The following is a 24,432-nucleotide window of genomic DNA, read 5'->3' as shown; positions in this document are numbered from 1 at the left end:
GCCCGCCCTTCAGGCGGCGAGCCGGAGCCGCTCCTGGGCCTTCGCGAGCGCGTTCGCCGCGCGCACCAGCAGCGCCAGGTCGTGGCGGACCTTCCCGGCATCCTCGACGAAGGTGGGGGTCAGGTACGTGAGGCCCACGTGGTTGTCCCGCACGTAGCTCACGCTCTCGGGATTCACCAGGTCGCGGAGCGCCTGCTGGACGTCCGGGTCCTGGATGAGCTTCAGGCCCGCCTCGTGTGAGGCGCTCTGGAAGATGTGGGCCTTGTCGAGCACGGGCTCTCCCGCCTTGAAGACGTTGATGACGCCCACCCTCACGAGCAACGACGCCCACTTGCGCGGCGCGGCGACGAAGTGACCGGGCAACTTCCCGGGCACCTCCACCCGCACCACGTACACGGTCTCGTTCTCCATCGCCTCTCCCATGCGCTCGCCATTCTCCGGGCCGATGTGCACGGGCAACCCCTCGAACTCTCCGGTGAGGGTGCCGCCCTTCTCGTACGTCAGTCCGAGCGGCCTGGCCATGTTGGCCCAGGCGGCCTGCCGTTTCTCCTCGAGCACCCTCTCCTTCTTCCGGCCCCTGGAGGCGTAGGTGAGGGAAACCACCATGAAAACGATGAAGGCGATGAGCTCGCCCGGGACCATGTTCAGGAGGTCATTCAGGAGGTCCATGACGCGCCCAGCATAGCGCATCGCGGCCTGCCCTCACCCGTTGCCTGCCCCGGAGTGGGGGCCGGAGCGATCGTCATCGGGAAGCCCGGCGTCCGCGGCAGCACGTCCTGCCGCGGAACGTCCTCAGCGCTGGAAGTCCACGCCCACGCCGAGGCCCGCGGTGAAGCCGTGCCGCAGGTTGCCCTCGGCCTGCGGGAAGTGTTCCCGGCCCGCCGTGGCGAGGCCGTAGACGGCGGGCAGGAAGCGGTGGCGCACCTCGAGGGCCGCCGAGTAGCGCGGGTTCAGGGTGAGGTCGGTGAGGATGACGCGCAGCTCGGCCACCGTCTTGCCGCCGGGCAGGTGGGCCTGGAGCATGGCATCCGCGTCCACCCGGCCGGTGCTCACGAAATACTCGCCGGACGCGCTGGCCGTCAGCTCCAGGTCCTCCGGCCCGCCCGGGCTCACCGAGGCCGCGAACTCGCCGTAACCGGAGAACGTCCCCGGCAGCAGCTCCTCGGCGAGCGGCTGCTCGCTCAGGCCCACGCCGGAGAAGCGCGCGAACTCGTAGCCCGCGCCGAAGAAGCCGAAGCGGAAGCGCCCACCCTGGCGCCGCGCCTCCAGCCGGCCGGTGAGGTCCACCGACTCCTGGGGCTGGCCACGCACCACCACACCGAAGGCCGCGCCGTAGTCCGGAACCGACTCGATGAGCGTGTCCGCCCGCGCGCCCGCCGCCGCCTGCAGCCACAGTTGCAGCGTGTCGTTCTTCAACACGCCCGCCTGGAAGCCCACGCTCGCCGCGTTGAGCTCCGGCGCCGTGCCGCCCGCCTGACCGAAGTCATGCGCCACGTCCACCGACAGCAGGAAGCGATCGTGCGCCGTGTCCTGAGCACTCAGCACGCGGCCCAGATCCAACCGCACCTCGGCGGCGAAGAGACGCGCGGCCAGCACGTCGCTGGCGAAGAGCTCCACCCGGGTGGGCCCGAGGTACGCGACGAGGTTGCCGCCCGCGGGGTGGTAGTCCGGCGAAATGCGGTTGTGGTAGCGGTTCACCAGCCAGCCCGCGCCGAGCGAGTAGTTGGAGAAGGCGCCCGCGCGGAGCTGCACCCGCCCGTCGTCCCGGCCGATGCGCAGGTTGCGCAGAATCTGTGCGAAGTCGCTGCGGTCGTCCCAGTCCTGGCGCCGCAGCCGGCCGCCATAGTCCTGCTCGAGTTGCAGCGGCTCCTGATCGAGCAACCGCACGCGCAGCGGCGCGCCCAGCTCGAATTCGAATTCATCGCCGCCCTTCACGCTCAGGCGCGGGAAGGCGACACCGAAGACGTCCATCCCGTTGACGCCCGTGCCCGAGGGGAGGGCTTGTCCACCCACCTCGAGGGCCGCCTGGAACTGGAGGCCTTCTTCTGCGGGCGCGGCGGGAGTTTCAACGAAGACCTTGGGAGCCTGATGAAGCACGGAGGCAAGTACGAGGGCACCAATCATGGCGCGCCATTCTACCCCGCTTCCCGTCACGTGCCGGTGACAGCACGTCCAACCCACGAGCGCTTCGCTTCCTCGGAAATCGAGCAGGCGAGCCGCTTGCCGTCATGAGCTGGGCCTCGGCCCGCGTCCAGAGAGGGTCTCCCCCCACCCCACGCCCGCCCCCGGTCCTCCGCTGGACGCGGGCCGCTGCCCGAACCCGCGGCTCAACCCACGAAGACGATCTGCTTGCCCGTCGCCTCGGCCATGGCCCGCGACGACACCAGCTTCGCGGCGGCCTTCGTCTCGCCCGCCACATCGAAGGCCGCGGCGATCAAATCCCCCAGCGTCACCTGCACCTTGCGCACCGGACGGCTCGCCTTGGCCTTGGCCACCGCACGCCCCGCCGTCCCCTTCACCTGACGCGCCACCTTCGCCACCTGTCCACCACGCTGGGTCTTCGTCATGGTCCGCCCTTCCCTCAAGTCTGGGTTGCCTGTCTCGTTGCCGACGCCCCACGCCGCCGCCCGACGTGAAACCCTTAGAGCAACCCGCGTGCCCACGCCTAACCCCCTGGAATCATGGGACTCCTACAAGGTGAGAGTCGCGCACGCCCCGTGCCAGGAACTGTCATTTCTACAGAAAGGGGGGTGGAAGCCCGGAACGAATGACCGATCGCCGCCCGGCGTCGTGCAGCGCACGCTCCGGCGCGGCGCACCTCGCCTCTATCGCAAAGATGACGGCCCGGCGGCGCCGGGCGCATGTGCCCCTGCCCAGCGTAGCGGGGATGGCATCTACTCGGCCCTCTCCGATTCTCATTGGATGAGGTCCACCTCGGGAGCCACCACCATGAACAACCGCGTCATTCCCTCTGATGTGCAGGTGTTGGGGCAGTCCATCATGGCGATGATCGGCGGGATGGAGCTGCTCAAGTCCAGGGCGATGAAGATCCTCGCGGACAACGGCATCCCCCAGTTGGAGGCGCAGGGGTGGTACCCCATGCGCAACGCGCTGACGGCCATCAAGAGCATCGAGGAGAAGATTGGCCCGGTGACGATGCGGGCGGTGGGCCGGAAGGTGCCGGAGCACGCGAAGTTCCCGCCGGAGATCACCACCATCGAGCAGGCGATGCTCGCGCTCAACGTGGCCTACCAGATGAACCACCGCGGGCAGCAGGCCGGCAACATCGGCGGCTACCGCTTCGACACGGCGGGGCACGGCGGGCGGATGGTCTGCGACAACCCCTACCCGTGCAACTTCGACCACGGAATCATCGAGGCGCTGTGCGAGCGCTTCCGGCCGAAGGACTCGGTGTGGGTGCGCGTGGAGCACGCGCCGCTGGGCTGCCGTCACAAGGGCGGCAGCGACTGCACCTACCTCATCAGCTGGTGAGGGTTACTTCGCGGGCGGCGAGGAGAGCACGAGGATGAGCTCGCCGCCCACGTGCTTGCCGGCGCGCTGGTAGACGGCGCCCTCGCGGCCCAGCTCCACGTCCACGGCGGACAGCTGGGGCACGTCCACGCGCAGGGTGGCGGTGTCGCCCTGCATGCGCAGCAGCTTGAGCGAGGCGTTGACGCCGTTGGGCAGCTTCACCTCGGTGGGCTCCTTGCTGCCCACCTCGAGGGACTGCTGGGACAGGCGCTTGAAGGAGGTGAAGTTGAAGTTCTGACGCTGGAAGGTCTCCTTCATCTTCTGGAGCTGGGGCGGATCCACCTCGGTGCCCTTGCGGGAGACGAGCACCACCTCCACCTCCACCTTGAGCTTCTGCTCCTGGGCGAGCGCGGCCCCCGGCAGGAGGAACAACCCCAGCAGGGCCAGCACCAGCAGGGCCCCCGGCATGCGCGTCGTCGTCCTCATAGCTCTCCTCCCTTGGGCGGATCGGCCTTGGCCGGGCCCTTCTTCAGCGGCTCGCCGTCATCCACCTCGTCCGACCTGTCACCCTGCTGCGGCTCGGCCGCCGAGGCATCGTGCGCCGGAGCCGTCTCCTGGTCCACCACCCAGATGATGGTGTTGCCATCATCGGACTCGAGCACCACGGGGGCCACCTTGGCGCCCTCGGAGGCGCGCACGGCGCGCACGCGCATCCGGTCCGCGCCGTAGCCCATGGGGGCGTCGTCCTGGTTCATCACCAGGGGCACCACCACCAGGGCGAGCACCGCGGCGGTGGCCAGCGAGGAGACCATGGCGGTGCGGTGGTAGAGGAACAGCTCCGAGAGGGAGATGCGCAGCCGCTCCAGGAGAGGAGGCCGCTCGGGCGTCACCCGGGCCATGACGCGCTGGGTGAAGTCCTTGAAGTCCACCTCGTCCACGGCCATCTCCAGGCCCACGCGCAACAGGGCGGACTCGGCCCGCAGGTCGGCGGCGCGGCTGGCGCAGTCGCGGCAGGCGCCCAGGTGGCGCTCGACGTTGACGCGGTCAGCGGGGGACAGCTCCCCATCGATGTAGGGGGACAGCAACGGGACAAAGCGCTCGCACGCGGGATTTCCGGCCATGTTCCTCACCCGGCGTAATGGGGGACGTGCGGGTTGGACGGGAGCGGGGCACCGATATTCCAGCCCCTTTCACTCACTGCCCACCCCACTCTTCGCCTCGTCCAACTCCAGGTATTCACTGAGGATTTTCTGCACCTTGGCCCGGGCGTGGAAGAGGCGGCTCATCACCGTGCCCTTGGGAATGTCCAGGGTGCGGGAGAGATCCTCGTAGGACATGCCCTCGATTTCGCGCAGCAGGAGGATGGCGCGGTGCTTCTCGGGGACGGCGGCGAGGGCCTCCTGGATTTTCTCGGCCAGCTCGCGGCGCAGGGCGCTCTTCTGGGGGTTGGTGCCCAGGCGGCTGCCCAGGGCGCCGATGCGGGCCTCGGACAGGTCGTTGGCGACGGACTCGTCGAATTCCTCTGTTTCTCCGCCCGAGGCCCCTTTGCGGCGCATCACGTCGATACAGATGTTGACGGTGATGCGGTAGAGCCAGGTGTAGAAGGAGGAGTCGCCCTTGAAGTGGTCGAGGTACTTGTAGACCTTGACGAACGCCTCCTGGGAGACGTCCATCGCCTCTTCCTTGTCCTTCAGCATGCCCAGCGCGACGGCGTACACCTTGCGTTGGTAACGCTCGACGAGGAGCTTGAAGGCGCGCTGGTCGCCATCACGGACGCGCTTGACGAGAGTGAGATCGTCGGTAGCCAAGGGTGCGCCACCCTAGCATGAGCGCTCCACCCCCCAAGCAATAGTGCACGGGGCGGCCGTTCACCGGTGGGCGGCCACGCGGACGGGCGGGCACTGCTGGCAACAGTCCGCGGCCACCGCCCGCATGAGGGGCGGAGAAGCAGGCGCGGAACGATGCACGGGCGGCCCTGCTCCTCGCACCAAACTGGACTGGACCATTCCACCACCTAGCCTGATTTGCATGAAAAGCATGAATTGGGTCTGGAGCCTGGGGATGGTGGTGTTGGGGAGTGTGCTCGCCTCGAGTTGCGCGATGGGCTCGCTCTCCCTGACGGACTGCCGGCCTGGAGAGCCCTCGACGAACTGCTGCATCAAGAAGTTCCCGTTGAGCCCGGTGGAGAGCTGCGGTGCCACCATGCCGGAAGTGGATCTCGTCCTCAAGGCAATGTCGATGGCCCTCACCGTGGAGATGGCAGCGCAGAAAGTCGACGATGACGCCGAGGAGGACGACTTCGCCAACAACAAGGACCTGCCCGAATGGAAGCAGGAGTGCATCAGGGGCTACTCGAACTGCAAAGAGTACGGCTGGACGGGCAACTGTTACGAATGCCTCCGCTTTTGCGAGGGCCAACGTGCCTGGCCCATTGCCACGTGTGGACCGGGCAAGAGCACAACGAAGAAGAGGTGAGTCGATGGAAGCCCTGGATGTGGATTGGCAGCAGATCAGAATGCTGGACGATCAGGTCCAGCGGGGTGAACCTCTGGAAGCTCACCGCTGACGTACGAGAGTTGCTGCGGCGCACGGCCCCGACGGTGGCCATCAGCAATGCCGAGGCCGAGAGGGCCCTCTCCCATACAGGAAGCGCCATCGAGCTGCTTCAGCAGATTCGGCGTCGCGCTGATGACGGCACGCGCCGGCTCATGCAAGCCCTGGATGCGATGTACCGGCTCCTGAAAAAAGGCGATATCGGGGGAGCACGCCAGCAGATGCAGGACGTGCTCGCCGTGGAGGTCGTGCCCCACCTCCGGGAGCTGGCCGAGAGCGAGCTCGAGAAGCTGGACGAGCCTTCGTAGCGGATAGAGGGAATGGGCATGACACTGACTCGTTCACCAGATGCGGTCCCATTTCTTCTCGGTGCGTACATCGTCGAAGAGCGCGTCCAGGACTGGAGCCAGTTTCCGTTCCATCTGCCGTATGTGAAGGAGCTCGACCTCACGCTCGACGGGCCCGTCACCCTGTTCGTCGGGGAGAACGGGTCCGGCAAGTCCACCCTGCTGAGCGCGCTCGCGGAGCTGGCGGGTCTGCCCGGGGGTGGGGGCAGCAGGAACGAGCTACCCGATTCCGAGCGCCGTGCGTCCTTGCTCGCCGCCGCCATCCGCCCCAAGTTCAGGGCCCGGCCACGGGATGGTTTCTTCTTCCGCGCGGAGAGTCTCCTGGACTTCGCCCGCATCCTCGACAAGCGGAAGGATGACCCGGACTTCATGGGCGATCCTTATGCGCGGTACGGAGGCAAGTCGCTCCGAGAGCGCTCGCATGGCGAAGGCGTCTCCGCCGTGTTCGGCGCGAAGAGACAGGGCGGACTCTTCTTCTTCGATGAGCCCGAGTCGGCCCTCTCCCCCATGCGGCAGTTGGAGCTCGTGAAGGCGATCGAGGAATCCGCACGGGGCGGCGGATGGCAATTCGTCATCGCCACCCATTCGCCCATCATCATGTCCATCCACCGAGCGCGCCTGCTCGACTTCGACCGCCCAGGTCTTCCGCCGATCCAGCCGGAAGAGACGAAGCACTGGGCTGCCTTCAAGCGCGTCCTCTGTCAGGAGTAAGGAGCTCGAAGCATGCGCGCCTACGTCTATCTCGCCATCGCCATCCTCGCCGAGGTCATCGCGACCTCGTCCCTCAAGGCCACCGCGGAGTTCACCAGGCCCTGGCCCAGCCTCCTCGTCATCGCGGGCTATGGCACCGCCTTCTACTGCCTGACCTTGTCGCTCCGGGTGATTCCCGTCGGCATCGCCTATGCCATCTGGTCCGGGCTCGGCATCGTCCTGGTCGCCATCGCGGGCTACCTGCTCTACCAGCAGAAGCTCGATGCCCCCGCCATCCTCGGCATGGTCATGATTCTCGGCGGCGTCCTCGTCATCAACCTGTTGTCCAAGAGCGCCGCCCACTGAGCTTCACAGGCTGGCCAGCATGGCGATCATCAGCGCCGCACCCACCAGCGTGATGATGGCCCCGAAGGCGAGCTGGCTCCACTGCTCCCGCTTCACCGCCGTGTCCTCGCCCGAGTCGCGCAAGCCGTGCAGCGCATTCCAGAGCATGTGCGGACCCAGCCGCTTGTTCGTGCCATACCGGTCACGTTTCAGCGGCTCGTCCTCCGGGTTCGGAGACCCCGCCGGATCCATCTGGGTCTTCGGGGCCGGAGGCAGCACCACCCCTTGGGGAGCGGCATTCGTCTGGAGCGCCAACGGCGCCGGCTGCTCCTTCTGGTCGAACCGCGCCTGCTCCGGCTTGGGCTGCTGCTGGATCTGCTTCTCGGCGGCGGGCTCGAACGGGCTGCCCTTCTGCGCCTGCGTCGCGGGACGCTCGTTCTCCGGAAGCGTGGACGGCGAGGCCTGCTGCTCCACGGGAATGGAGACCTCCGAGGGCAGCGTCTCCGGCCGGGGCTCGATGCGGACGTTGGCGAGCTTCTCGTTCAGCTCCTGCGGAGAGCGGGCCTTGAGCAGCTCGAGGGCCACCTCCACTCCGTCCCGGCCGGTGTTCACGTCGTACATGGCGGAGAAGCCATGCTCGGTGAGCACCTCCTGGAAACGCGCTCGCCCCGCCTCGCTCTGGCCCGCCGGATCCTTCGCGTTCGCCTGGGCGTAGGCGAGGAAGAAGGCCCACAGGCGCGCGGTCCGCTCCGAGGGCGGCAGCCGCGAGGGACGAAGCTCCGCGCCCAGGAAACGCAGCTCCTCGCCGAAGTGATGGGCGAGCGCCTCCTGTCCGATGGGCTCGGGGAACGCTGGCAGCAGGTCCTCCAGCGGCTTCGCATCCCCGGACGCCTCCGGACCGCCTGGCGTGGCCACGGGCACCGGGACGGCTTCGGCCCCCTGGCGCGGAATCTCCACCGGACGCCGCTCGGGGAGCCGGGGCCGCTCCGACGTCCTGGGCGAGGCCGGGTTGTCGAAGCGGGTACCGGGCTCGGCCCCCTCCTGGGTCCGCGTCCGCACCCGGGGCCGCTCGCCGGTAGGGAGTTTGGGCCTCTCACCCGTAGGGAGCTGGGGCCTCTCACTCGTAGGAAGCCGGGGCCGCTCGCCGGTAGGAAGCCGGGGCCGCTCGCCCGTGGCACGGGGGCGCTCCTGGCCCGGGGGTCCTTCGAAACGGGGACGAGACTCGGCGCCTTCCTGGGTCCGGGTGCGCAGCCGGGGCCGCTCGCCCGTCGTCCGCTGCGAGCCCGGGTCCTCGAAGCGGGCAGCGCTCGCGGCGCCCTCCTGCGTCCGGGTCCGCAACCGGGGCCGCTCGCCGGTGGAACGGGGCTGCTCCTGGCCCGGAGAGCCCTCGAAGCGTCCAGCGGACCTGTCCTCGCGAACCCTGTTGGAGCGGGCCTCGCCCCGGTTCTCCAGGCCGTCCTCGGCGAAATTCCAGATGCCGGTCGGCTTCGGCTCCTTCGCCTCGCGCGAGCCGCCCGGGAGGGGAATCTCCGCCTGCGTGGGCGCGCGGCCGATGCGGGTCCTCTCCTCGGGCAGCCCACCAGCGCCCCCCGGGGACCCGGCCTCCACCGGAAAGCGGCCGATGCGCGTCTTCTCCTCGCGAGCCCCACCGGCACCGGCACCCGGCCGATCCCCTTGGGCCGGAATGCCCCCCTCGGGAGAACGGCCCGGAGACGGACCGACGAAGGGCCCGGCACCACCCTTGATGTTTCCGGCGTGGCTCATCCCCTGGATTGTCGTCCGGGCAGCGGACAAGTTGCCAGGGGCCCCCCTGATTACTCCGTCTCCCGCTCCACCTTCACCGGAGAGGTCATCCCGTTGGCGTCCAGGGTGACGCTGAAGACGGACACCTGGCCATCCCCATCCAGGTCCCCTCGCGCGTAGCAGGTGACCTCCGCCTCCCCCAGGGGTGTCTCCTGCACCACCACCTGGTACTGGTAGTGGACGTGCTCGCCGGGGTTGAAGCCGATCCGCTTCAGGTTCTCGTCCGGCTCGAAGTGCTGGGCCTCGCCGCCGCGCGGCACCTCCCGGGGCACGGGCCCTCCCGCCAGGAAGACGCCGTGCTCGTCCCGGAAGGACTGCACATCCCCACAGAGGCGGAGCACGTTGACGCGCGCCTCGTTGGCGAGGCTCGGGTCCCCCACGCCCCCACCCCGGAGGAAGAAGAAGGAGGCGCCCCCCGCCACCGCCAGGAGGCACAGCACCACCGCCACCAGCCCCCGCTTCTTCCGGGGTGCCCGGCTCGGCTCTTCGGGAACGGAGTTGTCCACGATGAACCCTCCCTACCGGGCCCCTGCCCAGTCACGCGGGTTGCGGAGCACCTCCACCAGCCGCGCCTCCTCGGAGCCGGGCGCCGGGTGGTGGTCGTAGCGCCAGCGCACCTGCGGGGGCAGCGACATGAGGATGGACTCGGTGCGCCCCTTCGTCTCCAGGCCGAAGGTGGTGCCCCGGTCCCACACGAGGTTGAACTCCACGTAGCGCCCGCGCCGCACCTCCTGCCAGAAGCGCTGCGCTTCCGTGAAGGGCATCTCCTTGCGCCGCTCGGCGATGGGCAGGTACGCGGGGAGGAAGGCCCGGCCGGCGTCACGCACCAGGGCGAACTCGCGCTCCAGATCCCCGCCGAGGTTCTCGAAGAAGATGCCGCCCACGCCCCGCGACTCCTCGCGGTGGCGCAGGTGGAAGTACTTGTCGCACGTCTCCTTGAAGCGCGGGTAGTACGCCGGGTCGTGCCGGTCGCACGCCTCCTTGTGCACGCGGTGGAAGTGCGCCGCGTCCTCCTCATAGAGGTAGTACGGCGTCAGGTCCGCCCCGCCGCCGAACCACGCCTTCCCCCCCTGGTGGATGAAGCGGTAGTTGGCGTGCACGGTGGGCACATGCGGGTTGCGCGGGTGGAGCACCAGCGAGATGCCTCCGGCCCAGAAGGTGCGGCCCTCGCCCTGCAGCTTCCTGGCGAAGGCCTCCTCCAGCTCGCCGAACACCACCGAGGTGCTCACCCCACCCTTCTCCAGCACCGCCCCGTCCTCCAGCACGCGGCTGCGCCCGCCTCCCCCGCCCGGCCGCTGCCAGGGGTCCTCGCGGAACCGGGCCTTCCCATCGAGCTGCTCCAGCGCGCCGCAGATGTCGTCCTGCAGCCCGTGGATGAACTCCACCATCCGCTCCTTCAACTGCTCCACGTCCACCGTCATGGGTTCTCCTGGGTCGCCACGGGCGCCTCGAACTGCATGTTGGGCACCGCGGGCGCGGTATTACCCGCCGCGTCGAAGACCTCCAACTTCGCGCGATAGCTCTTCCCATCCTCCAGGGCGAAGGCCCCGCCGCAGGCCTGGTGTCCCACCAGGGCCACGCCAGCGTGCAACGGGGTGAAGTAGTGCTGGGGCGCCATGTCCTGGCCGCGGCGCCAGAGCGTCACCACCACATAGGCGGGACTGTCCTCGCGCAGGGACATGCGCAGCTTGACGAAGCGCTCCGTGCCCTCGCGGGTGCGGCGGAAGAGGCCCTCGCTGACGGCGGGGCGCTCGAGCCAGCGCGGGCGCGCCACGTCATGGCCCCGGCCGCTGTGCCACTCGGGCAGCGTGGAGCCGCCCCCGTTGAGCACCTTCGCACCGGGCAGCACGTCATCCAGGCGCATCGTGTAGACGCGGCCCGGCTTGAGCGGACCCGAGGGCCGCAGCACGACGGTGGAGCGCCCCAGGGAGCTGGTCCAGCCGCGCTGGATGCGCAGCTCCACCTCGTGGCCGTCCGTCTGCAGCCGCAGCACGCGGCCCGGCAGTTCGGCCACCCGGGAGCTGAAGGCCCCGAGGCCCTCCAGCAGGAAGCGGGTATTGGTGGGGACGACCGCGCCGGGCATGGGGAACACCTGCACGCCATCCGACGGACAGTCGGCATGTGCGGCCGGGGCGGACAGCATCAGGACGAGGAGCAGGACGGCGGAGCGCACGAGACCCCCGAGTCTGCGCTGACCCGGCGCCGGAGGCCAGCATCCCGACGAGGCTCCGGACGACTCCGTCCGCCAGGACACCCGGGCCATGACGCAACCCGCCGTGTGAAGAGGAGGGCCTCAGTGCCGGCCCTCCTCAGAGAGGACGATGGGGCCGAAGCGCTCCTCGTGCTTGGAGACGCCCTCCTGGATGACGGCCAGCAGGCGCTTGAGGTGCTTGGGGTTGAGGATGACGCGCGAGCGCACCTTGGCGCGGGGCTGGTGCGGCTGGACGTAGATGAAGTCCAGGGTGAACTCCGTCTCCGTGTGGTTGAGGAGGGCCATGTTCACGTACTGACCATTGGCCACATCGTCATCGATTTGAATCTGCAAGGAGACATCGGGGGGCTTGGGCGTATCCGACATGGGAGGGGGCATACCGCCAGAAGCGCGCGGTGACTAGACTGAGTCATGGTGCGAGCACAGCGGATGGACCCGGAGAAAACGGCGCCGTTCGAGCTGGGTCGGGGAGAAGATGCCTGCCTGCTGCTGCACGGCTTCACGGGGAGCCCCTGGGACGTGCGCCCGCTGGGCGAGGCCCTGGCGGCACGAGGCCTGTACGTGCGGGCCCCTCAGCTCCCGGGCCATGGCTCCACCCCCGAGGCCCTGCTGAGCGTGAACCATCGGGACTGGGAGCGGGCAGCGGCCCAGGCGCTGCTGGGCCTGCGCGGCTTCCGGCGCATCTTCGTCGCGGGTTTGTCCATGGGAGCGCTGCTGTCCCTGCGGCTCGCGGCGGACTTCCCGGAGCGGGTGCACGGGCTGGCGCTCGTCGCTCCGGCGTTGCACTTCAAGGGCCCGCACATGTGGCTGCTCAAGCGGCTGCGGCGCCACGGGCTGCTGGAGCGGGTGAAGCCGTGGGTCTACAAGACGGGCACGGACGTCTCGGACCCGGCGGTGCTGGCCGAGGCGCCCATCCTCCCCGCCTTCCCCTCGGCGCGGCTGCAGGACCTGTGGGAGCTGCAGGACGTGGCGATGCGCGTCCTGTCCCGCGTGCGCTGCCCCGCGCTGGTGGCGGTGGCCGAGCAGGACCACGTGGTGGACCCCGCGTGCGGCCCGGTGCTGGTGCGCGGCCTCACCGCCTCGCCCCAGGTGCGCTTCATCTCGCTGCGGGCCGGCTTCCACATCATCCCCCGGGACAAGGGCGGACCGCTGCTCGCCTCGGAGGTGGGAAGCTTCTTCGACCGGCACCGGGGAGCGGACACCGCGCCCGAGAGCCAGGAGCCTTCCGCTCCGGCGTGCTCCGGCTGAAGGCATCCCAGTCCGCCCGAGACAAGGAGGGGACGCATCCCCGCCTGCCCACCGTGCCCATCTCCCCTCGCCCTCCGGGAGAGGGACGGGGTGAGGGTATCGGGCATCCCGGGTTGAATCCTCATACGGAACGTGCGCCCACCTCGCGCATCCGTTAGGGACTCCTTCCGCATGCCCCCCGCCCAGCCCGTGGTCGAAATCCTCGACGTCTCCAAGTCCTACGCCGAGGGCGATGCCGTCCGCGAGGTGCTCTCCAACGTGCGCCTCACGCTGCACGCCGGCGAGTTCGTCGTGCTGCTCGGCCGCAGCGGCTCGGGTAAATCCACGCTTCTCAACCTCATCAGCGGCATCGATCTGCCTTCACAGGGCACGGTGCGCGTCGATGGCCGCGAGCTCGTCACCCTGAGCGAGCACGAGCGCACCCTGCTGCGCCGCGAGCGCATCGGCTTCATCTTCCAGGCCTTCAACCTGCTGCCCACCCTCACGGTGGAGGAGAACATCCTCCTGCCGCTGGAGCTCACCGGGCGCGAGGGCCCCGAGTCCCGCGACCGCGTGCGCGAGCTGCTCGACACCGTGGGGCTCGGCAACCGGGCCGCGAGCTTCCCCGACAGACTCTCCGGCGGCGAGCAGCAGCGCGTGGCCGTGGCCCGTGCGCTCGCCCATACCCCGCCCCTGCTCCTGGCCGACGAGCCCACCGGCAACCTCGACGAGCAGACGGGACGCAAGGTGTTGGACCTGCTCGTGGGCCTCACCCGCCGCGAGAAGGCCTGCGCGCTCATCGTCACCCACGACCCGGGCCTCGTCTCGCGCGCGGACCGGGTGCTGTCGCTGGAAACGGGCCGGCTCGTCGAGCGCGAGGCCCGCGCGTGAAACAGCGCCTCCTGATCCGCTCCAGCCTGCGCCACCTGGGCAGCCACCCGTGGCTCACCGCCCTGTCCCTGCTGGGCATCGCGCTCGGCGTGGCGGTGGTGGTGTCCATCGACCTCGCCAACGCGAGCGCCATGCGCGCCTTCGAGCGCTCCACGGACACGGTGGCGGGCCGCGCCACCCACCAGCTCGTCGGTGGGCCCGCGGGGCTGCCCGAGTCCGTGTACCGCGACCTGCGCCTCCAGCCCGGCGCGCCCGTCTCCGCCCCCGTCGTCGAGGGCCACGTGCGCGCGAGGAGCGGCGATCACCGTACCCTCACCGTCCTGGGGGTGGACCCCTTCGCCGAGGCCCCCTTCCGCTCCTTCGTCCCCCGGGGCGGCGGCAAGGTGGACCTGGGCACCTTCCTCACCGAGCCCGGAGCCGCCCTCCTGACGCAGCGCACGGCGCAGGCGCTGAACGTGAAGGCCGGAGACCCGCTCGTGGTGGGCATGGAGGGCGTGACGAAGCGGCTGCGCGTGGTGGCGTTGCTCCAGCCCCCCAACGAGGGCAGTGCCCAGGCGATGGAGGGCCTGGTGCTCACCGACCTCTCCACGGCGCAGGAGGTGCTCGGCCAGGTGGGGCGCCTCTCGCGCATCGACCTGAAGCTGCCCGGCGGCGAGGCCGGTGAGGCCCGGCTGGCGAGCCTGCGCCCGCTGCTGCCCGAGGGCGCGGAGGTGGTGCGGCCCCAGGCACGCGGCAACGCGGTGGAGCAGATGACGCGGGCGTTCCGCACCAACCTCACCGCGCTGTCGCTGCTGGCGCTCGTGGTGGGGACGTTCCTCATCTACAACACGATGACCTTCTCGGTGGTGCAGCGGCGCGAGCAGCTCGGACGGCTGCGCGCGGTGGGCATCACCCGGCGCGAGCTCTTCGCCCTGGTGCTCGGCGAGGCGGCGGTGCTGGGCGTGGTGGGCACGGTGGCGGGACTGCTGCTGGGCATCGTGCTCGGGCGCGGGTTGATGGAGCTCGTCACCCGGACGCTCAATGACCTGTACCTCGTGGTGAGCGTGCGGAGCCTCTCGCTGGAGTCCTTCACGCTGATGAAGGGCGTGCTGCTGGGCCTGGGCGCGACGCTGGCCGCCGCGATGCTGCCCGCGTGGGAGGCCGCGCGCTCGGCGCCCGCGGTGACGCTGCGCCGCTCCAGCCTGGAGGACGTGTCGCGCAACCGGGCCCCCAAGCTCGCGCTGCTGGGGCTGGCCGTCCTCGCGCTGGGCGTGGGGCTGCTGGCCCTGCCCACGCCCGAGCTGCTGCCGGCCTACGCGGGCCTCTTCTCGGTGTTGCTCGGTGCGTCGCTGCTGGTGCCCTGGTTGACGGCGAAGCTGGCGGGCCTCGCGGCGGGTCCCCTGGGGCGGCCCTTCGGCCTGCTCGGGCGCATGGCGGCCCGAGGCGTGACGGCGAACCTCAGCCGCACCGCCGTGGCCCTGGCGGCGCTGATGGTGGCGGTGGCCACCACGGTGGGCGTGGGCCTCATGGTGACGAGCTTCCGCGGCACGGTGGCGGACTGGCTGGAGTCCTCGCTGGAGGCGGACATCTACGTCTCCCCGCCCTCGCTCGTCACCCGGCGGGGCGGAGCCACCTTCGCGCCGGGGCTCGCCGAGCAGGTGCGCACCACGCCCGGAGTGGCCAGCAGCAGCACCCTCCGCACGGTGCAGGTACGCGTGGACGGCGTGCCCACGGACGTGCGCGCGGTGGACTTCGGCAACACCCCGGTGCGCCCCTACCGCTTCAAGCAGGGGAACGCGGAGCGCGTGTGGAAGGAGCTGGAGGCGCCGGATGCCGTCCTCGTCTCCGAGCCCTTCGCCTTCCACCGCCGCCTGGGCGTGGGCGGCACGGTGGAGCTGGCCACGGACAAGGGCCCGCGCCGCTTCCGCGTGGTGGGCGTGTACTTCGACTATGGCTCGGACACGGGCACGGTGCTGATGCAGCGGAGCACGTACCTGCACCACTTCGACGATGCGCGCGTGAGTGGCGTGGCCCTCTACGCCGAGCCCGGGCAGGACGTGGACGCGCTCATGGCCCGGGTGCGCGAGCGCGCCGGCACCGTGCAGGCGCTCGGCATCCAGTCCAACCGCGCGCTGCGCCAGCTCTCCCTGGAGGTGTTCGACCGCACCTTCACCATCACCCACGTGCTGCGGCTGCTCGCGGTGGGCGTGGCCTTCATCGGCGTGCTGAGCGCGCTCATGGCGCTGCAACTGGAGCGGGCGCGCGAGCTGGCCGTGCTGCGCGCCACCGGCCTCACGCCGCGCCAGCTCTGGGGCCTCGTGTCCCTCCAGACGGGGCTGCTCGGCCTGCTCGCGGGGCTCTTCTCGCTGCCGCTCGGCGTGGCGCTCGCGTACGTGCTCGTCCACGTCATCAACCAGCGCTCCTTCGGGTGGACGCTGCAACTGCTCGTCTCCGGGGACGTGCTCACCCAGGCGATGGTGCTGGCGCTGTCGGCGGCGGCGCTCGCGGGCCTGTACCCGTCCTGGAAGATGTCGCGCGCCAACCCCGCGCTGGCGCTGAGGGAGGAGTGAGACGATGCGCGGACGCGGACTCGTCATCGGCGTGACGGTGGTACTGGTGGGGCTCGCGGCGGGCGCGGCCTATGTCACGCGGGACACGTCGCCGCCCCTGGAGAACGCCCCGGCGCTGAAGGTGTCGGAAGCGCTCGGCGGCGGGGCCCGCAGCGCGGAGGGCTACGCGCGGGCCCTCGAGCCCCGGGAGTTCCACTTCCCCGAGGACCACGGCCCCCACGCCGGCTTCCGCACCGAGTGGTGGTACTGGACGGGCAACCTCTCCACGGCGGACGGGCACGACTTCGGCTACCAGTTCACGCTCTTCCGCAGCGCCCTGGCCCCCGGGGACGGGGAGCGCGCGTCCGCGTGGGGCACGCGGCACCTCTACATGGGGCACCTGGCGCTCGCGGACATCGGCGGCGGGCGCTTCCACGCCACCGAGCGCTTCAGCCGCGAGGCGCTGGGCCTGTCGGGCGCGCGGGCCGAGCCCTTCCGCGTCTGGCTGGAGGACTGGAGCGCGGAGGCCACCGGGGACGGCGCCCTGCCGCTGCGGCTCACCGCCCGGGGCGAGGACGTGTCGCTGTCGCTGGTGCTCGAGGCCGGCAAGCCGCCGGTGCTCCAGGGAGACCGGGGCCTCAGCCAGAAGGGGCCCGAGCAGGGCAACGCCTCCTATTACTACTCGCTCACCCGCATGCCCACGCGCGGGCAGGTGACGGTGGACGGCCGCGCGTACGAGGTGACGGGCCAGAGCTGGATGGACCGCGAGTGGAGCACCAGCGCGCTCAGCGCGGAGCAGGTCGGCTGGGACTGGTTCTCCCTCCAGCTCTCGGATGGGAGCGAGCTCATGTACTACCAGTTGCGCCGTCACGACGGCACGGCGGACACGTTCAGCGCGGGCACGCTCGTCCCCGCCCAGGGAGCGCCGGTGCGCCTGTCGCGCGAGGACGTGCGGCTGGAAGTGGCGGACACCTGGAAGAGCCCGCGCGGCGGCACGGTGTACCCGGCCCGCTGGAAGCTCGCGGTGCCCTCGCAAGGTCTGTCACTGGACATCACCCCTGCCCTCGCGGACCAGGAACTGCCGGTGAGTGTGCGCTACTGGGAGGGCTCGGTGCGCTTCTCGGGCGCGCACGCTGGCCAACCGGTCCAGGGCCGTGGCTACGTGGAGCTGACGGGCTACGGCGACACTCCCCTGCGAGGACGCTGAGGGAGCGCCGGAGGTGTCGCATCGCGCCCGTCGGGGGGCCGCAACATGCCGCTGCCACGCGAGTGGAGCTTCGGGACGCACCGGGCCTGGTTCGAAGCCCCGGACGTGCTGTGGATGAAGATTCGCGGCGAGACGTCCCTCGAGGACGCCGTCGCCATTCTCGAGGCCTCTACCGCGAGGTGGGCCGCCAGCGGCGCTTCTTCCTGGTGACGGACCTCTCGGAGGCCACCTCCATCGACCTGAAGGCCCGGGACCACGTCTCCTGGAACTTCCAGACGGAGTGGTTCCACGGCGCCATCTACATCGGCGCGGGGCTGATGCAGCGGGCCGTAGCCACCAGCATGAGTTTCTTCCATTCGCTGATGGGCCAGGCGACGCGGCCCCAGCATTTCGTTTCGACAGAGAACGAAGCGCGCGCGCTCATCGACGAGGAACGCTCCCTGATGGACAGATGACGCGGTTCCTCGCGTGGCACCGCTCGCCCTTGCCCCCCTGACGGGTAGGATGCCGCGCAACCGTCATCGGGGGATACATGACCATCCACCGCGAGTGGAAGTTCGGAACGCATACCGCCCATTTCGAGCAGCCTGACATCCTCTGGGTGAGGATCCACGGAGAGACCACCCTGCAGGACGCCATCTCCTTGTCGGAGCTCTACTCGGAGCTGGGGAGCAAGAATCCCTTCTTCGTGGTGACGGACCTCACGGACGCCACCTCCGTCGAGACGGAGGCCCGCGAGCACGTCTCCAAGAACATCAACCCCTCCTGGTTCCTCGGCTCCGTCTACATCGGAGCGGGCTTCGTGCAGAAGGCCGTGGCCAAGAGCCTGGCCTTCGTGCACGCCATGACGGGCAAGCTCACCTTCGACATGCACTTCGTCGCCACCGAGCAGGAAGCCCGCGAGCTCATCGCCCGCGAGCGGGCCCAGCGCAGCACGCGCGTGGCTTAAATCATCGCCATCTGCTCGGCGGGCTCGTCACGCGCCTCCAGCGGGCGCGTGTTGTAGGCGAGCGCTTCCTCCAGGCGCGCGGGCTTCTCGGCCCGCGGAGACGTCATCAACCGGATGAAGGCCTCGTGGTCCAACCGCAGCCGCGGGTTGGTGCGGCGCTCGTGGCTGATGGTGCTGAACGTCCGCCCGCCATAATCGTGCGCGGGGAAGACGAGCGTGTCGCCGGGCAGGGACAGCAGCCGCTGGAGGCTGAGGTACTCGGCCTCGGCATCGCCCGTGGGCAGGTCCGTCCGGCCCGTGGCGCCGATGAGCAGCGTGTCCCCGGTGAAGACCCGGTCCTCCATCACCAGCACCATCGCGTCCGCGGTGTGCCCGGGACTGGCCCAGACGGTGAGGCTCACATCCCCCACCGTGAGCACCTCGCCGTCATGCAGCAGCCGCTGCACGGAGCCCTCGGGAGCGCCCGCGTGCACCGCGCCCGTCATCCGGGCCAGATCCCGGCCTCCGGACAGATGGTCCGCGTGCGTATGGGTGTCCACCACCATCACCAGCCGGAGCCGGTCCTTCGCCAGCCGCTGCATGTAGCCGGGCACCAGCTCCAGCACCGGGTCCACGATGAGCGCCTGACGCGTTCGCGGGCTGACGATGAGGTACGTGCGGCAGCTCGCCCCGCCGTTCAGCTCCTCGAAGATGAAGCCCTTCATCCACTCCCTCCCTCACCCGGGTGCACCGCCGCCACCGGGACGCTCGCAAGGTAGGCACTGCCCGCCCACCGCACGCCCCGGCGAAGCCCCGAAGGCCCCCGGACGCCACGCAGTGGACGGTCCGGCGGAGGACAGGACGGGGGCTACAACCCGCTACGAAGAGGGAGCAGGTTGTCGTCCGGAGGGCGAGCAGGCGGCCTGGCCCCGGCTCGCGCGCAGGCTGACCCGGGCCGCCTCCACCCCCAGCTTGAGAGCGCACACGCGCCGCGGGAATGAACCCGCGGGCGGCACCACATGGGAGCGACACCATGGCTTTCGCCAAGAAGGCACTCGGCGCTTTGATTCTCTCGAAGTTCTTCCAGCGGCCCCGCAGCCCCTGGTACCGGCGCAACACCATGGCCCGGCGCCCCGGCGCCAGCTTCCTCCTGGGCCTCACGCCGCTGGGCCGCTTCAGCGCGGGAGGCCTCGCGCTCCTCGCCGCGCGCCGCTTCATGGCCCGCCGGCAGATTCCCGCCTGACGAAGCCCTCCCCCGCCCTCTCTCGCAGGAGAGAGGGCGTGGGGCTCAGCGGGCGACGGGGGCGGCCATGGCCAGGTGCGCGTGGAGCGTATCGGTGAGCACGTAGAGGAACTGCGCGTCGCCGAAGGACAGGCCATCCCCGTCCACCAGTTGCTGCTCCTGCTCACCCAGGGCGATGGCGTTGACGAAGGTGCCGTTCATCGAGCCCGCGTCGCGCACGTAACAGCTCCGGTCCGCCGCGCTCCAGCGCACGAGCGCGTGGAACTTGGAGACGGACGGGTCGTGGATGACCAACGAACTCGTCTCCAGCCGGCCCACGGCGAACACCTCGTCATCCGTCTTCGGCTTGAGGAAGAGGACCTGCAGGTGCTCGAAGCCCTGCAGCATCGCCATCAGCCGGTCCGCCAGGCGCGAGCGGTGGGCCATGAACACCGTGCGCGCCCCGCCCATCTGCTGGGCCACCCGCTGGAAGACGGGGGCGGGAGGCTGTTGGATGAGCGCCACCGGGCCGTGCTCGGACTGGAAGGTCCTCACATCCACCTGGGGCAGCGCCCGTAATTCCTTCACCGAAGGCATGGCGCGCAGGCTAGGCGGCCACGCCGCGCGTGCCAAGGGCCCTGGCTCGGGTATGTTGCGCCCGCACACCACCCAGGCAGCCTCAGGAGGCTTCATCCATGGCGAAGGCGAAGTACGTGCTGGCAGTGGACCAGGGCACCACCGGGACGCACGTCTCCATCCTCGACGACAAGCTCCGGGTGGTGGGGAGCTCTACCGGGAGTTCACCCAGTACTTCCCCAAGCCCTCCTGGGTGGAGCACGACCTGGAGGAGATCTGGTCCAGCGTCGAACACTGCGTCCGCCGGGCGCTGAAGGACGCGGAGCCTCGAGGGCAAGGACATCGCCGCGGTGGGCATCACCAACCAGCGCGAGACGGCCGGCCTGTGGATGCGCGAGAGCGGCAAGCCCCTGAGCCACGCGATTGTCTGGCAGGACCGGCGCACCTCGGAGCACTGCGCGAGGCTGCGCGAGCAGGGCGAGGAGGCCCGGGTGCGGCAGACGACGGGCCTGGTGTTGGACCCGTACTTCTCCGGCACGAAGCTGTCCTGGATGCTGGAGCACGTGAAGGGGGCCCGGAAGCGCGCCGAGAAGGGCGATGTGTGCTTCGGCACGGTGGACACGTGGCTCGTCTACAAGATGACGGGAGGCCAGGCGCACGTCACGGACGTGTCCAACGCCAGCCGCACGCTGCTGATGAACGTGACGCTGCTGAAGTGGGACGAGGGCATGCGCACCCTCTTCGGCGCACCGGCGGCCTGCCTGCCGGAGATTCGCGGCTCGGCGGAGAGCTACGGCACCACCCGGGGCATGAAGAGCCTGCCGGACGGCATCCCCATCAGCGGCATGGCGGGAGACCAGCAGGCGGCGCTCTTCGGGCAGGCGTGCTTCAGCCCGGGCGAGTCCAAGTGCACCTACGGCACGGGGGCCTTCCTGCTGATGAACACGGGCGAGACGCCGGTGTACTCGAAGGCGGGGCTGCTCACCACGGTGGCGTGGAAGGTGGATGGCAAGACGGCGTACGCGCTGGAGGGCAGCTCCTTCATCGCCGGGGCCGCGGTGCAGTGGCTGCGCGACGGGCTGAAGGTCATCAAGAAGTCGGGGGACGTGGAGCCGCTGGCGGCCAGCGTGAAGGAGAGCGGGGACGTGGTGTTCGTCCCGGCGCTGGCGGGCCTGGGAGCGCCGCACTGGCGTCCGGAGGCACGTGGCCTCTTCGCGGGCATCGATCGCTCCACCACGGTGGCGCACCTGGCGCGCGCGGCGCTCGAGGGCGTGGCCATGCAGATTCACGACCTGGCCGAGGCCATGCGGCGCGACAGCGGGCGGGAGATTCCGTCCTTCAAGGTGGACGGAGGCGCGTCGGCCAACAACCTGATGATGCAGTTCCAGGCGGACGTGCTGGGCACCGAGGTGGTGCGGCCGCAGAACCTGCAGACCACGAGCCTGGGGGCGGCCTTCCTGGCGGGCCTGGGAGCGGGTGTGTGGAGCAACACGGACGCCATCCGCAAGGCCTGGAAGGTGGGCAAGGTCTTCAAGCCGAAGATGAAGGCCGAGGTGCGTGAGAAGTATCTGACCAAGTGGCGGCGCGCGGTGGAGCGCGCCTGAGACAGCGGCCCCCGGTTCGAGATAGAGGACACCTCCGATGGCCTACGACCGCACGCAGTTGACCCCCGAGGCGCTGAAGCAGTTCCTCACCGAGCACTCCGAGTGGAAGCACGAGGGCGGGATGATCCGCCGCACGTACGAGGCGCCGAGCTTCCTGGCGGGCATCGAGTTCGTGAGCCGGGTGGCGAAGGCGGCCGAGGCCGCGGACCACCACCCGGACATCGACATCCGCTGGCGGAAGGTGACGCTGGCGCTGGTGACGCATGACGCGGGCGGACTGACGTGGCGTGACACGAAGCTGGCGGCCGAGGCGGACACGCTGTTCGCCCAGGTGGTGAAGCAGGGCTGATGCGGGCAGCACTCTTCGTGGCAGGGGTGCTGCTGGCGGCACGGGTGGCACGGGCGCAGGACGAGGTGCCCGAGGCCACCCGGCCGGAGCGGCTGTATCTCAACTCGGGCGTGCTGATGGGCTCGTCGCGGGTGGTGGGACTGGGCGGGGCCTACGTGGGCATCGCCGAGGGCGTGGCCGGCTTCACCCACAACCAGGCGGCGCTGGCGCACCGCTCGCCGAGGCTGGACCGGGACTGGGACGTGGGCGTCACGCTGTCCTGGATGAACCTGCCGTTGGCCAAGGCGAAGGGCAAGGACCTGGACAACGACGGCCTGGCCGACGACGCGCCGGAGACGTTGCAGCTCCAGGGCGCGGTGATGATGCAGTACCGCAACTTCGGCCTGGGCTTCTCGCTGCGCAACTACCAGGTGGCCTACTGCAACACGGTGCACTGCGACCCGAGCGATCGCATCCGCGTGTCCCTGGTGCAGTCGTCACTGGCGGGAGCGGTGGCGCTGGGGCGGGACGACTTCATCCTCGGCTTCGGCATCTACAGCGCGCAGGCGGTCTTCAGCCACAGGCCGGAGGGTGACTGGCGCTACGGAGACACGGGGCTGGCGCTGGACATGCTGTACCGCCCCCACGGGCGCGCCTACCGGGTGGGCGTGTCGGTGAGACCGGAGGTGGTGGGCGCATGGAGGCGGGGGGAGGGACAGGTGCCCTTCCTGGCGGGACGGCAGCTCTACTCGGCGGTGGTGTCGCCGGCGGTGATGTCCCTGGGGGCGAGCTGGCGGCTGGGCAAAGGCTCCGAGCGCTACAACCAGCTCTCGCCCGCGGCGCGCCGGCAGATGCTGGAGGGAGACCACTTCGCGGAAGTACCGGCCGAGGAAGGGGCGGAGGGGCCCGCGGGCCGGTGGCTCATCAGCGCACAGGCGGACTTCATCTCGCCGGTGGAGAACGCGGTGCCGGTGCGTTCCTTCACGTCCCTGACGGCGCCGGAGAAGGTGGGCGTGACGGGCATGCTCCAACCCCGGGTCGGAGTGGAGCACGAGACCTGGCCGGGACGTCTTCGCACTCGACTGGGAGCGTTCATCGAACCCTCGCCCTTCACGAACCACCTGCCGAGAGCACACCTGACAGGAGGCTTCGAGCTCTTCCTGTTCCGGTATCTGGACGACTGGGCGCTCACCGCATCGTTCGACGTCTCCAGACGCTACTCCGACTTCGGCATTTCCGTGGGGCTGTGGAGGTGAATTCCCCTCCCCCGGGAGAGGGACGGGGTGAGGGTGCCGGCCACCCCGTGTGGAAGACGGGAATCCTCACGCTCCTGGCGCTGATCGGCTTCGCGGCCAATTCCCTCCTGTGCCGCGCTGCCCTGGAGAACGGAGCCTGGCGAATCGACGCGGCGAGCTTCACGAGCATCCGCCTCGCCTCAGGAGCCGGAGTCCTGTGGCTGCTGCTGCGGATGCGCGAAAACACGAGCGGAGCACGACAAGGCGCCTGGGGCTCGGCGTTGGCCCTGTTCGCCTACGCGGCGGGCTTCTCACTCGCGTACGTGCGAATCCCGGCGGGAGTGGGCGCGCTCATCCTCTTCGGCTGCGTGCAGGCGACGATGCTGGGGGTGGGCCTCTTCCGGGGCGAGCGTCCGCGGGCACTCGAGTGGCTGGGGCTGGCGATGGCGCTCGGAGGGCTCCTCGTGCTGCGCCTGCCGGGAGCCACGGCGCCGGACGCACTCGGAGCCACGTTGATGGCGGGGGCGGGAGTGGCGTGGGGCGTGTACTCGCTGCGAGGGCGAGGCACCGCGGACCCGCTGGCGGCGACGGCGGACAACTTCCTGCGAAGCGTGCCCATGACGCTGGGGCTCTCCCTGCTGGCCCCCGTGGCCCTGGGAGAACCGAGAGCCACGGTGGAGGGCGTGGGGCTCGCGGTGGCGTCGGGGGCGCTGGCGTCGGGGGTGGGCTACAGCCTGTGGTACGCGGCGCTGCCCCACCTGACGGCGATGCGGGCGGCGGTGGTGCAGCTCGCGGTGCCGGTGGTGGCGGCGCTGGGCGGAGTCCTGCTGCTCGGCGAGACGCTGACGGCGCGGCTGGTGGGGGCGGGCTCGGCGCTGTTGTGTGGCGTGTTCCTCGCGCTGCTCGCGCGCCAGCGAAAGGCCCCCGCGCCCTCGCGGTAGGAGCGTCACCCCGGGACTCAGCCGCGGCGGATCGTGCGCCGCCTGGCCGCCTGCCGCACGCCGGGCAGGGGCCGGGGCGGAGAGTCCAGGTGCGCGGCGCGGGGCGTTCTCGCCGCGGGAGCATCCAACTCGCTCCCGTCCTCGGGAAGCGGGCGATCCTCCTCGCGCCGCTGCGCTGGCGCGCCGAGCAGGCGGGAGTCCGGCTGCCAGTCGAAGAGCAGGATGGAGATCAGCACCATCATCACCACCGTGCGCCGGAATGAGGGCGAGTCCTGTAGCAAGGTCTGCATCCGTGGTTCCACCCCGTGGAAACAGCCCGGCCCG

The 24,432-nt window shown here is 70.2% G+C and carries 30 protein-coding genes and 1 pseudogene; 17 read left to right on the top strand and 14 right to left on the bottom strand.

All coding sequences use genetic code 11. The features are described from left to right. Window positions 1-9 precede the first annotated feature (9 nt). The 3 genes from ACN28I_RS35220 to ACN28I_RS35210 all read right to left on the bottom strand — a co-directional run bounded on the left by ACN28I_RS35220 (window position 10) and on the right by ACN28I_RS35210 (window position 2,567). The gene (locus ACN28I_RS35220) at window positions 10-669 is read right to left on the bottom strand and encodes a hypothetical protein (RefSeq protein ID WP_420946283.1); all 660 of its coding nucleotides are present in this window, start codon (window positions 667-669) and stop codon (window positions 10-12) included. Between the two features lie 123 nt (window positions 670-792). Then, the gene (locus ACN28I_RS35215; protein ID WP_420946282.1) at window positions 793-2,124 is read right to left on the bottom strand and encodes a hypothetical protein; all 1,332 of its coding nucleotides are present in this window, start codon (window positions 2,122-2,124) and stop codon (window positions 793-795) included. Window positions 2,125-2,327: 203 nt separating this feature from the next. Further along, a complete protein-coding gene (locus ACN28I_RS35210; protein ID WP_420946281.1) occupies window positions 2,328-2,567 on the bottom strand; it encodes a chaperonin in 240 nt (79 codons plus the stop codon). Window positions 2,568-2,949: 382 nt separating this feature from the next. Here ACN28I_RS35210 and ACN28I_RS35205 point away from each other — a divergent pair, with 382 nt between their 5' ends. After that, window positions 2,950-3,492 (top strand): hypothetical protein, encoded by a 543-nt coding sequence (locus ACN28I_RS35205; RefSeq protein ID WP_420946280.1) that lies wholly within the window; start codon window positions 2,950-2,952, stop codon window positions 3,490-3,492. Window positions 3,493-3,495: 3 nt separating this feature from the next. On the opposite strand, the gene ACN28I_RS35200 is transcribed toward ACN28I_RS35205, so the two are convergent. The 3 genes from ACN28I_RS35200 to ACN28I_RS35190 all read right to left on the bottom strand — a co-directional run bounded on the left by ACN28I_RS35200 (window position 3,496) and on the right by ACN28I_RS35190 (window position 5,279). Beyond that, window positions 3,496-3,957 carry a hypothetical protein gene (locus ACN28I_RS35200; RefSeq protein ID WP_420946279.1) on the bottom strand — a complete coding sequence of 154 codons (462 nt, stop codon included), beginning with the start codon at window positions 3,955-3,957 and terminating at the stop codon, window positions 3,496-3,498. Further along, window positions 3,954-4,592, bottom strand: a complete 639-nt coding sequence (locus tag ACN28I_RS35195; RefSeq protein WP_420946278.1) for an anti-sigma factor family protein — start codon at window positions 4,590-4,592, stop codon at window positions 3,954-3,956. Before ACN28I_RS35195 ends, ACN28I_RS35200 begins: the two co-directional genes overlap by 4 nt. 69 nt (window positions 4,593-4,661) lie before the next feature. Then, window positions 4,662-5,279, bottom strand: coding sequence for an RNA polymerase sigma factor (locus ACN28I_RS35190; RefSeq protein ID WP_420946277.1), 618 nt, complete (start codon window positions 5,277-5,279; stop codon window positions 4,662-4,664). 229 nt (window positions 5,280-5,508) lie between these two features. On the opposite strand from ACN28I_RS35190, the gene ACN28I_RS35185 reads away from it, so the two are divergent. The 4 genes from ACN28I_RS35185 to ACN28I_RS35170 all read left to right on the top strand — a co-directional run bounded on the left by ACN28I_RS35185 (window position 5,509) and on the right by ACN28I_RS35170 (window position 7,427). Beyond that, the gene (locus tag ACN28I_RS35185) at window positions 5,509-5,946 is read left to right on the top strand and encodes a hypothetical protein (RefSeq protein WP_420946276.1); all 438 of its coding nucleotides are present in this window, start codon (window positions 5,509-5,511) and stop codon (window positions 5,944-5,946) included. A 65-nt stretch (window positions 5,947-6,011) separates the two neighbouring features. Beyond that, window positions 6,012-6,332, top strand: coding sequence for a DUSAM domain-containing protein (locus ACN28I_RS35180; protein ID WP_420946275.1), 321 nt, complete (start codon window positions 6,012-6,014; stop codon window positions 6,330-6,332). 18 nt (window positions 6,333-6,350) lie between these two features. Beyond that, a complete protein-coding gene (locus ACN28I_RS35175; RefSeq protein WP_420946274.1) occupies window positions 6,351-7,082 on the top strand; it encodes an AAA family ATPase in 732 nt (243 codons plus the stop codon). Between the two features lie 12 nt (window positions 7,083-7,094). Beyond that, window positions 7,095-7,427 (top strand): DMT family transporter, encoded by a 333-nt coding sequence (locus ACN28I_RS35170; protein WP_420946273.1) that lies wholly within the window; start codon window positions 7,095-7,097, stop codon window positions 7,425-7,427. Between the two features lie 3 nt (window positions 7,428-7,430). Here the strand turns inward: ACN28I_RS35170 and ACN28I_RS35165 are convergent, their stop codons facing one another. From ACN28I_RS35165 to ACN28I_RS35145, 5 genes are all read right to left on the bottom strand, one after another. Continuing rightward, complete coding sequence (locus tag ACN28I_RS35165) at window positions 7,431-9,170, bottom strand: hypothetical protein (RefSeq protein WP_420946272.1); 1,740 nt, start codon at window positions 9,168-9,170, stop codon at window positions 7,431-7,433. 50 nt (window positions 9,171-9,220) lie between these two features. Then, complete coding sequence (locus tag ACN28I_RS35160) at window positions 9,221-9,715, bottom strand: hypothetical protein (protein WP_420946271.1); 495 nt, start codon at window positions 9,713-9,715, stop codon at window positions 9,221-9,223. Between the two features lie 12 nt (window positions 9,716-9,727). After that, on the bottom strand, window positions 9,728-10,630 hold the full coding sequence (hemF, locus tag ACN28I_RS35155; protein WP_420946270.1) for an oxygen-dependent coproporphyrinogen oxidase: 903 nt from the start codon (window positions 10,628-10,630) through the stop codon (window positions 9,728-9,730). Continuing rightward, entirely contained in the window at window positions 10,627-11,382 is a 756-nt protein-coding gene (locus ACN28I_RS35150; protein ID WP_420946269.1) for a hypothetical protein, read from the bottom strand. The genes hemF and ACN28I_RS35150 overlap by 4 nt, the downstream gene beginning before the upstream one ends. A gap of 120 nt (window positions 11,383-11,502) precedes the next feature. Next, window positions 11,503-11,787, bottom strand: coding sequence for a DUF3467 domain-containing protein (locus ACN28I_RS35145; protein WP_420946268.1), 285 nt, complete (start codon window positions 11,785-11,787; stop codon window positions 11,503-11,505). 63 nt (window positions 11,788-11,850) lie between these two features. Between ACN28I_RS35145 and ACN28I_RS35140 the strand changes: the two genes are divergently transcribed. The 7 genes from ACN28I_RS35140 to ACN28I_RS35110 all read left to right on the top strand — a co-directional run bounded on the left by ACN28I_RS35140 (window position 11,851) and on the right by ACN28I_RS35110 (window position 18,223). Continuing rightward, the gene (locus tag ACN28I_RS35140) at window positions 11,851-12,669 is read left to right on the top strand and encodes an alpha/beta hydrolase (RefSeq protein ID WP_420948778.1); all 819 of its coding nucleotides are present in this window, start codon (window positions 11,851-11,853) and stop codon (window positions 12,667-12,669) included. 171 nt (window positions 12,670-12,840) lie between these two features. Then, complete coding sequence (locus ACN28I_RS35135; protein WP_420946267.1) at window positions 12,841-13,539, top strand: ABC transporter ATP-binding protein; 699 nt, start codon at window positions 12,841-12,843, stop codon at window positions 13,537-13,539. Then, window positions 13,536-16,088 (top strand): FtsX-like permease family protein, encoded by a 2,553-nt coding sequence (locus ACN28I_RS35130; protein ID WP_420946266.1) that lies wholly within the window; start codon window positions 13,536-13,538, stop codon window positions 16,086-16,088. Before ACN28I_RS35135 ends, ACN28I_RS35130 begins: the two co-directional genes overlap by 4 nt. A gap of 4 nt (window positions 16,089-16,092) precedes the next feature. Further along, window positions 16,093-17,274: a lipocalin-like domain-containing protein gene (locus tag ACN28I_RS35125; protein ID WP_420946265.1), complete on the top strand. Its 1,182-nt coding sequence runs from the start codon at window positions 16,093-16,095 to the stop codon at window positions 17,272-17,274. A 45-nt stretch (window positions 17,275-17,319) separates the two neighbouring features. Beyond that, window positions 17,320-17,484 carry a hypothetical protein gene (locus ACN28I_RS35120; protein WP_420946264.1) on the top strand — a complete coding sequence of 55 codons (165 nt, stop codon included), beginning with the start codon at window positions 17,320-17,322 and terminating at the stop codon, window positions 17,482-17,484. Then, window positions 17,454-17,729 (top strand): hypothetical protein, encoded by a 276-nt coding sequence (locus ACN28I_RS35115; protein ID WP_420946263.1) that lies wholly within the window; start codon window positions 17,454-17,456, stop codon window positions 17,727-17,729. The genes ACN28I_RS35120 and ACN28I_RS35115 overlap by 31 nt, the downstream gene beginning before the upstream one ends. A gap of 77 nt (window positions 17,730-17,806) precedes the next feature. Continuing rightward, a complete protein-coding gene (locus ACN28I_RS35110; protein WP_420946262.1) occupies window positions 17,807-18,223 on the top strand; it encodes a hypothetical protein in 417 nt (138 codons plus the stop codon). Here the strand turns inward: ACN28I_RS35110 and ACN28I_RS35105 are convergent. After that, on the bottom strand, window positions 18,220-18,927 hold the full coding sequence (locus tag ACN28I_RS35105; RefSeq protein ID WP_420946261.1) for an MBL fold metallo-hydrolase: 708 nt from the start codon (window positions 18,925-18,927) through the stop codon (window positions 18,220-18,222). The two genes, ACN28I_RS35110 and ACN28I_RS35105, sit on opposite strands and share 4 nt — an antisense overlap. Before the next feature lie 308 nt (window positions 18,928-19,235). On the opposite strand from ACN28I_RS35105, the gene ACN28I_RS35100 reads away from it, so the two are divergent. Continuing rightward, the gene (locus ACN28I_RS35100) at window positions 19,236-19,445 is read left to right on the top strand and encodes a hypothetical protein (protein WP_420946260.1); all 210 of its coding nucleotides are present in this window, start codon (window positions 19,236-19,238) and stop codon (window positions 19,443-19,445) included. A 45-nt stretch (window positions 19,446-19,490) separates the two neighbouring features. Here ACN28I_RS35100 and ACN28I_RS35095 read toward each other — a convergent pair whose 3' ends face one another. Beyond that, complete coding sequence (locus ACN28I_RS35095) at window positions 19,491-20,021, bottom strand: FHA domain-containing protein (RefSeq protein ID WP_420946259.1); 531 nt, start codon at window positions 20,019-20,021, stop codon at window positions 19,491-19,493. 98 nt (window positions 20,022-20,119) lie between these two features. On the opposite strand from ACN28I_RS35095, the pseudogene glpK reads away from it, so the two are divergent. From glpK to ACN28I_RS35075, 4 genes and pseudogenes are all read left to right on the top strand, one after another. Further along, a pseudogene (gene glpK, locus ACN28I_RS35090) lies at window positions 20,120-21,604 on the top strand (glycerol kinase GlpK). Between the two features lie 37 nt (window positions 21,605-21,641). Beyond that, window positions 21,642-21,953: a 4a-hydroxytetrahydrobiopterin dehydratase gene (locus tag ACN28I_RS35085; protein WP_420946258.1), complete on the top strand. Its 312-nt coding sequence runs from the start codon at window positions 21,642-21,644 to the stop codon at window positions 21,951-21,953. Then, window positions 21,953-23,188, top strand: coding sequence for a hypothetical protein (locus ACN28I_RS35080; RefSeq protein WP_420946257.1), 1,236 nt, complete (start codon window positions 21,953-21,955; stop codon window positions 23,186-23,188). The genes ACN28I_RS35085 and ACN28I_RS35080 overlap by 1 nt, the downstream gene beginning before the upstream one ends. A 47-nt stretch (window positions 23,189-23,235) precedes the next feature. Further along, window positions 23,236-24,108 (top strand): DMT family transporter, encoded by an 873-nt coding sequence (locus ACN28I_RS35075; RefSeq protein ID WP_420946256.1) that lies wholly within the window; start codon window positions 23,236-23,238, stop codon window positions 24,106-24,108. A 17-nt stretch (window positions 24,109-24,125) separates the two neighbouring features. Here the strand turns inward: ACN28I_RS35075 and ACN28I_RS35070 are convergent, their stop codons facing one another. Beyond that, the gene (locus ACN28I_RS35070) at window positions 24,126-24,398 is read right to left on the bottom strand and encodes a hypothetical protein (protein ID WP_420946255.1); all 273 of its coding nucleotides are present in this window, start codon (window positions 24,396-24,398) and stop codon (window positions 24,126-24,128) included. Window positions 24,399-24,432 lie beyond the last annotated feature (34 nt).

The organism is Archangium gephyra (assembly GCF_049060025.1).
Classification (GTDB): Bacteria; Myxococcota; Myxococcia; order Myxococcales; family Myxococcaceae; genus Archangium; species Archangium gephyra_A.
This window is presented reverse-complemented; position numbering and strand designations above follow the sequence as displayed.

What these genes read in the sequence shown, in the direction of transcription:
- ACN28I_RS35220 (WP_420946283.1), bottom strand. Translation starts at nt 669, where the DNA reads ATGGACCTCCTGAATGACCTCCTGAACATGGTCCCGGGCGAGCTCATC.
- ACN28I_RS35215 (WP_420946282.1), bottom strand. Translation starts at nt 2,124, where the DNA reads ATGATTGGTGCCCTCGTACTTGCCTCCGTGCTTCATCAGGCTCCCAAG.
- ACN28I_RS35210 (WP_420946281.1), bottom strand. Translation starts at nt 2,567, where the DNA reads ATGACGAAGACCCAGCGTGGTGGACAGGTGGCGAAGGTGGCGCGTCAG.
- ACN28I_RS35205 (WP_420946280.1), top strand. Translation starts at nt 2,950, where the DNA reads ATGAACAACCGCGTCATTCCCTCTGATGTGCAGGTGTTGGGGCAGTCC.
- ACN28I_RS35200 (WP_420946279.1), bottom strand. Translation starts at nt 3,957, where the DNA reads ATGAGGACGACGACGCGCATGCCGGGGGCCCTGCTGGTGCTGGCCCTG.
- ACN28I_RS35195 (WP_420946278.1), bottom strand. Translation starts at nt 4,592, where the DNA reads ATGGCCGGAAATCCCGCGTGCGAGCGCTTTGTCCCGTTGCTGTCCCCC.
- ACN28I_RS35185 (WP_420946276.1), top strand. Translation starts at nt 5,509, where the DNA reads ATGAATTGGGTCTGGAGCCTGGGGATGGTGGTGTTGGGGAGTGTGCTC.
- ACN28I_RS35175 (WP_420946274.1), top strand. Translation starts at nt 6,351, where the DNA reads ATGACACTGACTCGTTCACCAGATGCGGTCCCATTTCTTCTCGGTGCG.
- ACN28I_RS35170 (WP_420946273.1), top strand. Translation starts at nt 7,095, where the DNA reads ATGCGCGCCTACGTCTATCTCGCCATCGCCATCCTCGCCGAGGTCATC.
- ACN28I_RS35165 (WP_420946272.1), bottom strand. Translation starts at nt 9,170, where the DNA reads ATGAGCCACGCCGGAAACATCAAGGGTGGTGCCGGGCCCTTCGTCGGT.
- hemF (WP_420946270.1), bottom strand. Translation starts at nt 10,630, where the DNA reads ATGACGGTGGACGTGGAGCAGTTGAAGGAGCGGATGGTGGAGTTCATC.
- ACN28I_RS35145 (WP_420946268.1), bottom strand. Translation starts at nt 11,787, where the DNA reads ATGTCGGATACGCCCAAGCCCCCCGATGTCTCCTTGCAGATTCAAATC.
- ACN28I_RS35140 (WP_420948778.1), top strand. Translation starts at nt 11,851, where the DNA reads ATGGACCCGGAGAAAACGGCGCCGTTCGAGCTGGGTCGGGGAGAAGAT.
- ACN28I_RS35135 (WP_420946267.1), top strand. Translation starts at nt 12,841, where the DNA reads ATGCCCCCCGCCCAGCCCGTGGTCGAAATCCTCGACGTCTCCAAGTCC.
- ACN28I_RS35125 (WP_420946265.1), top strand. Translation starts at nt 16,093, where the DNA reads ATGCGCGGACGCGGACTCGTCATCGGCGTGACGGTGGTACTGGTGGGG.
- ACN28I_RS35120 (WP_420946264.1), top strand. Translation starts at nt 17,320, where the DNA reads ATGCCGCTGCCACGCGAGTGGAGCTTCGGGACGCACCGGGCCTGGTTC.
- ACN28I_RS35110 (WP_420946262.1), top strand. Translation starts at nt 17,807, where the DNA reads ATGACCATCCACCGCGAGTGGAAGTTCGGAACGCATACCGCCCATTTC.
- ACN28I_RS35105 (WP_420946261.1), bottom strand. Translation starts at nt 18,927, where the DNA reads ATGAAGGGCTTCATCTTCGAGGAGCTGAACGGCGGGGCGAGCTGCCGC.
- ACN28I_RS35100 (WP_420946260.1), top strand. Translation starts at nt 19,236, where the DNA reads ATGGCTTTCGCCAAGAAGGCACTCGGCGCTTTGATTCTCTCGAAGTTC.
- ACN28I_RS35095 (WP_420946259.1), bottom strand. Translation starts at nt 20,021, where the DNA reads ATGCCTTCGGTGAAGGAATTACGGGCGCTGCCCCAGGTGGATGTGAGG.
- ACN28I_RS35085 (WP_420946258.1), top strand. Translation starts at nt 21,642, where the DNA reads ATGGCCTACGACCGCACGCAGTTGACCCCCGAGGCGCTGAAGCAGTTC.
- ACN28I_RS35080 (WP_420946257.1), top strand. Translation starts at nt 21,953, where the DNA reads ATGCGGGCAGCACTCTTCGTGGCAGGGGTGCTGCTGGCGGCACGGGTG.
- ACN28I_RS35070 (WP_420946255.1), bottom strand. Translation starts at nt 24,398, where the DNA reads ATGCAGACCTTGCTACAGGACTCGCCCTCATTCCGGCGCACGGTGGTG.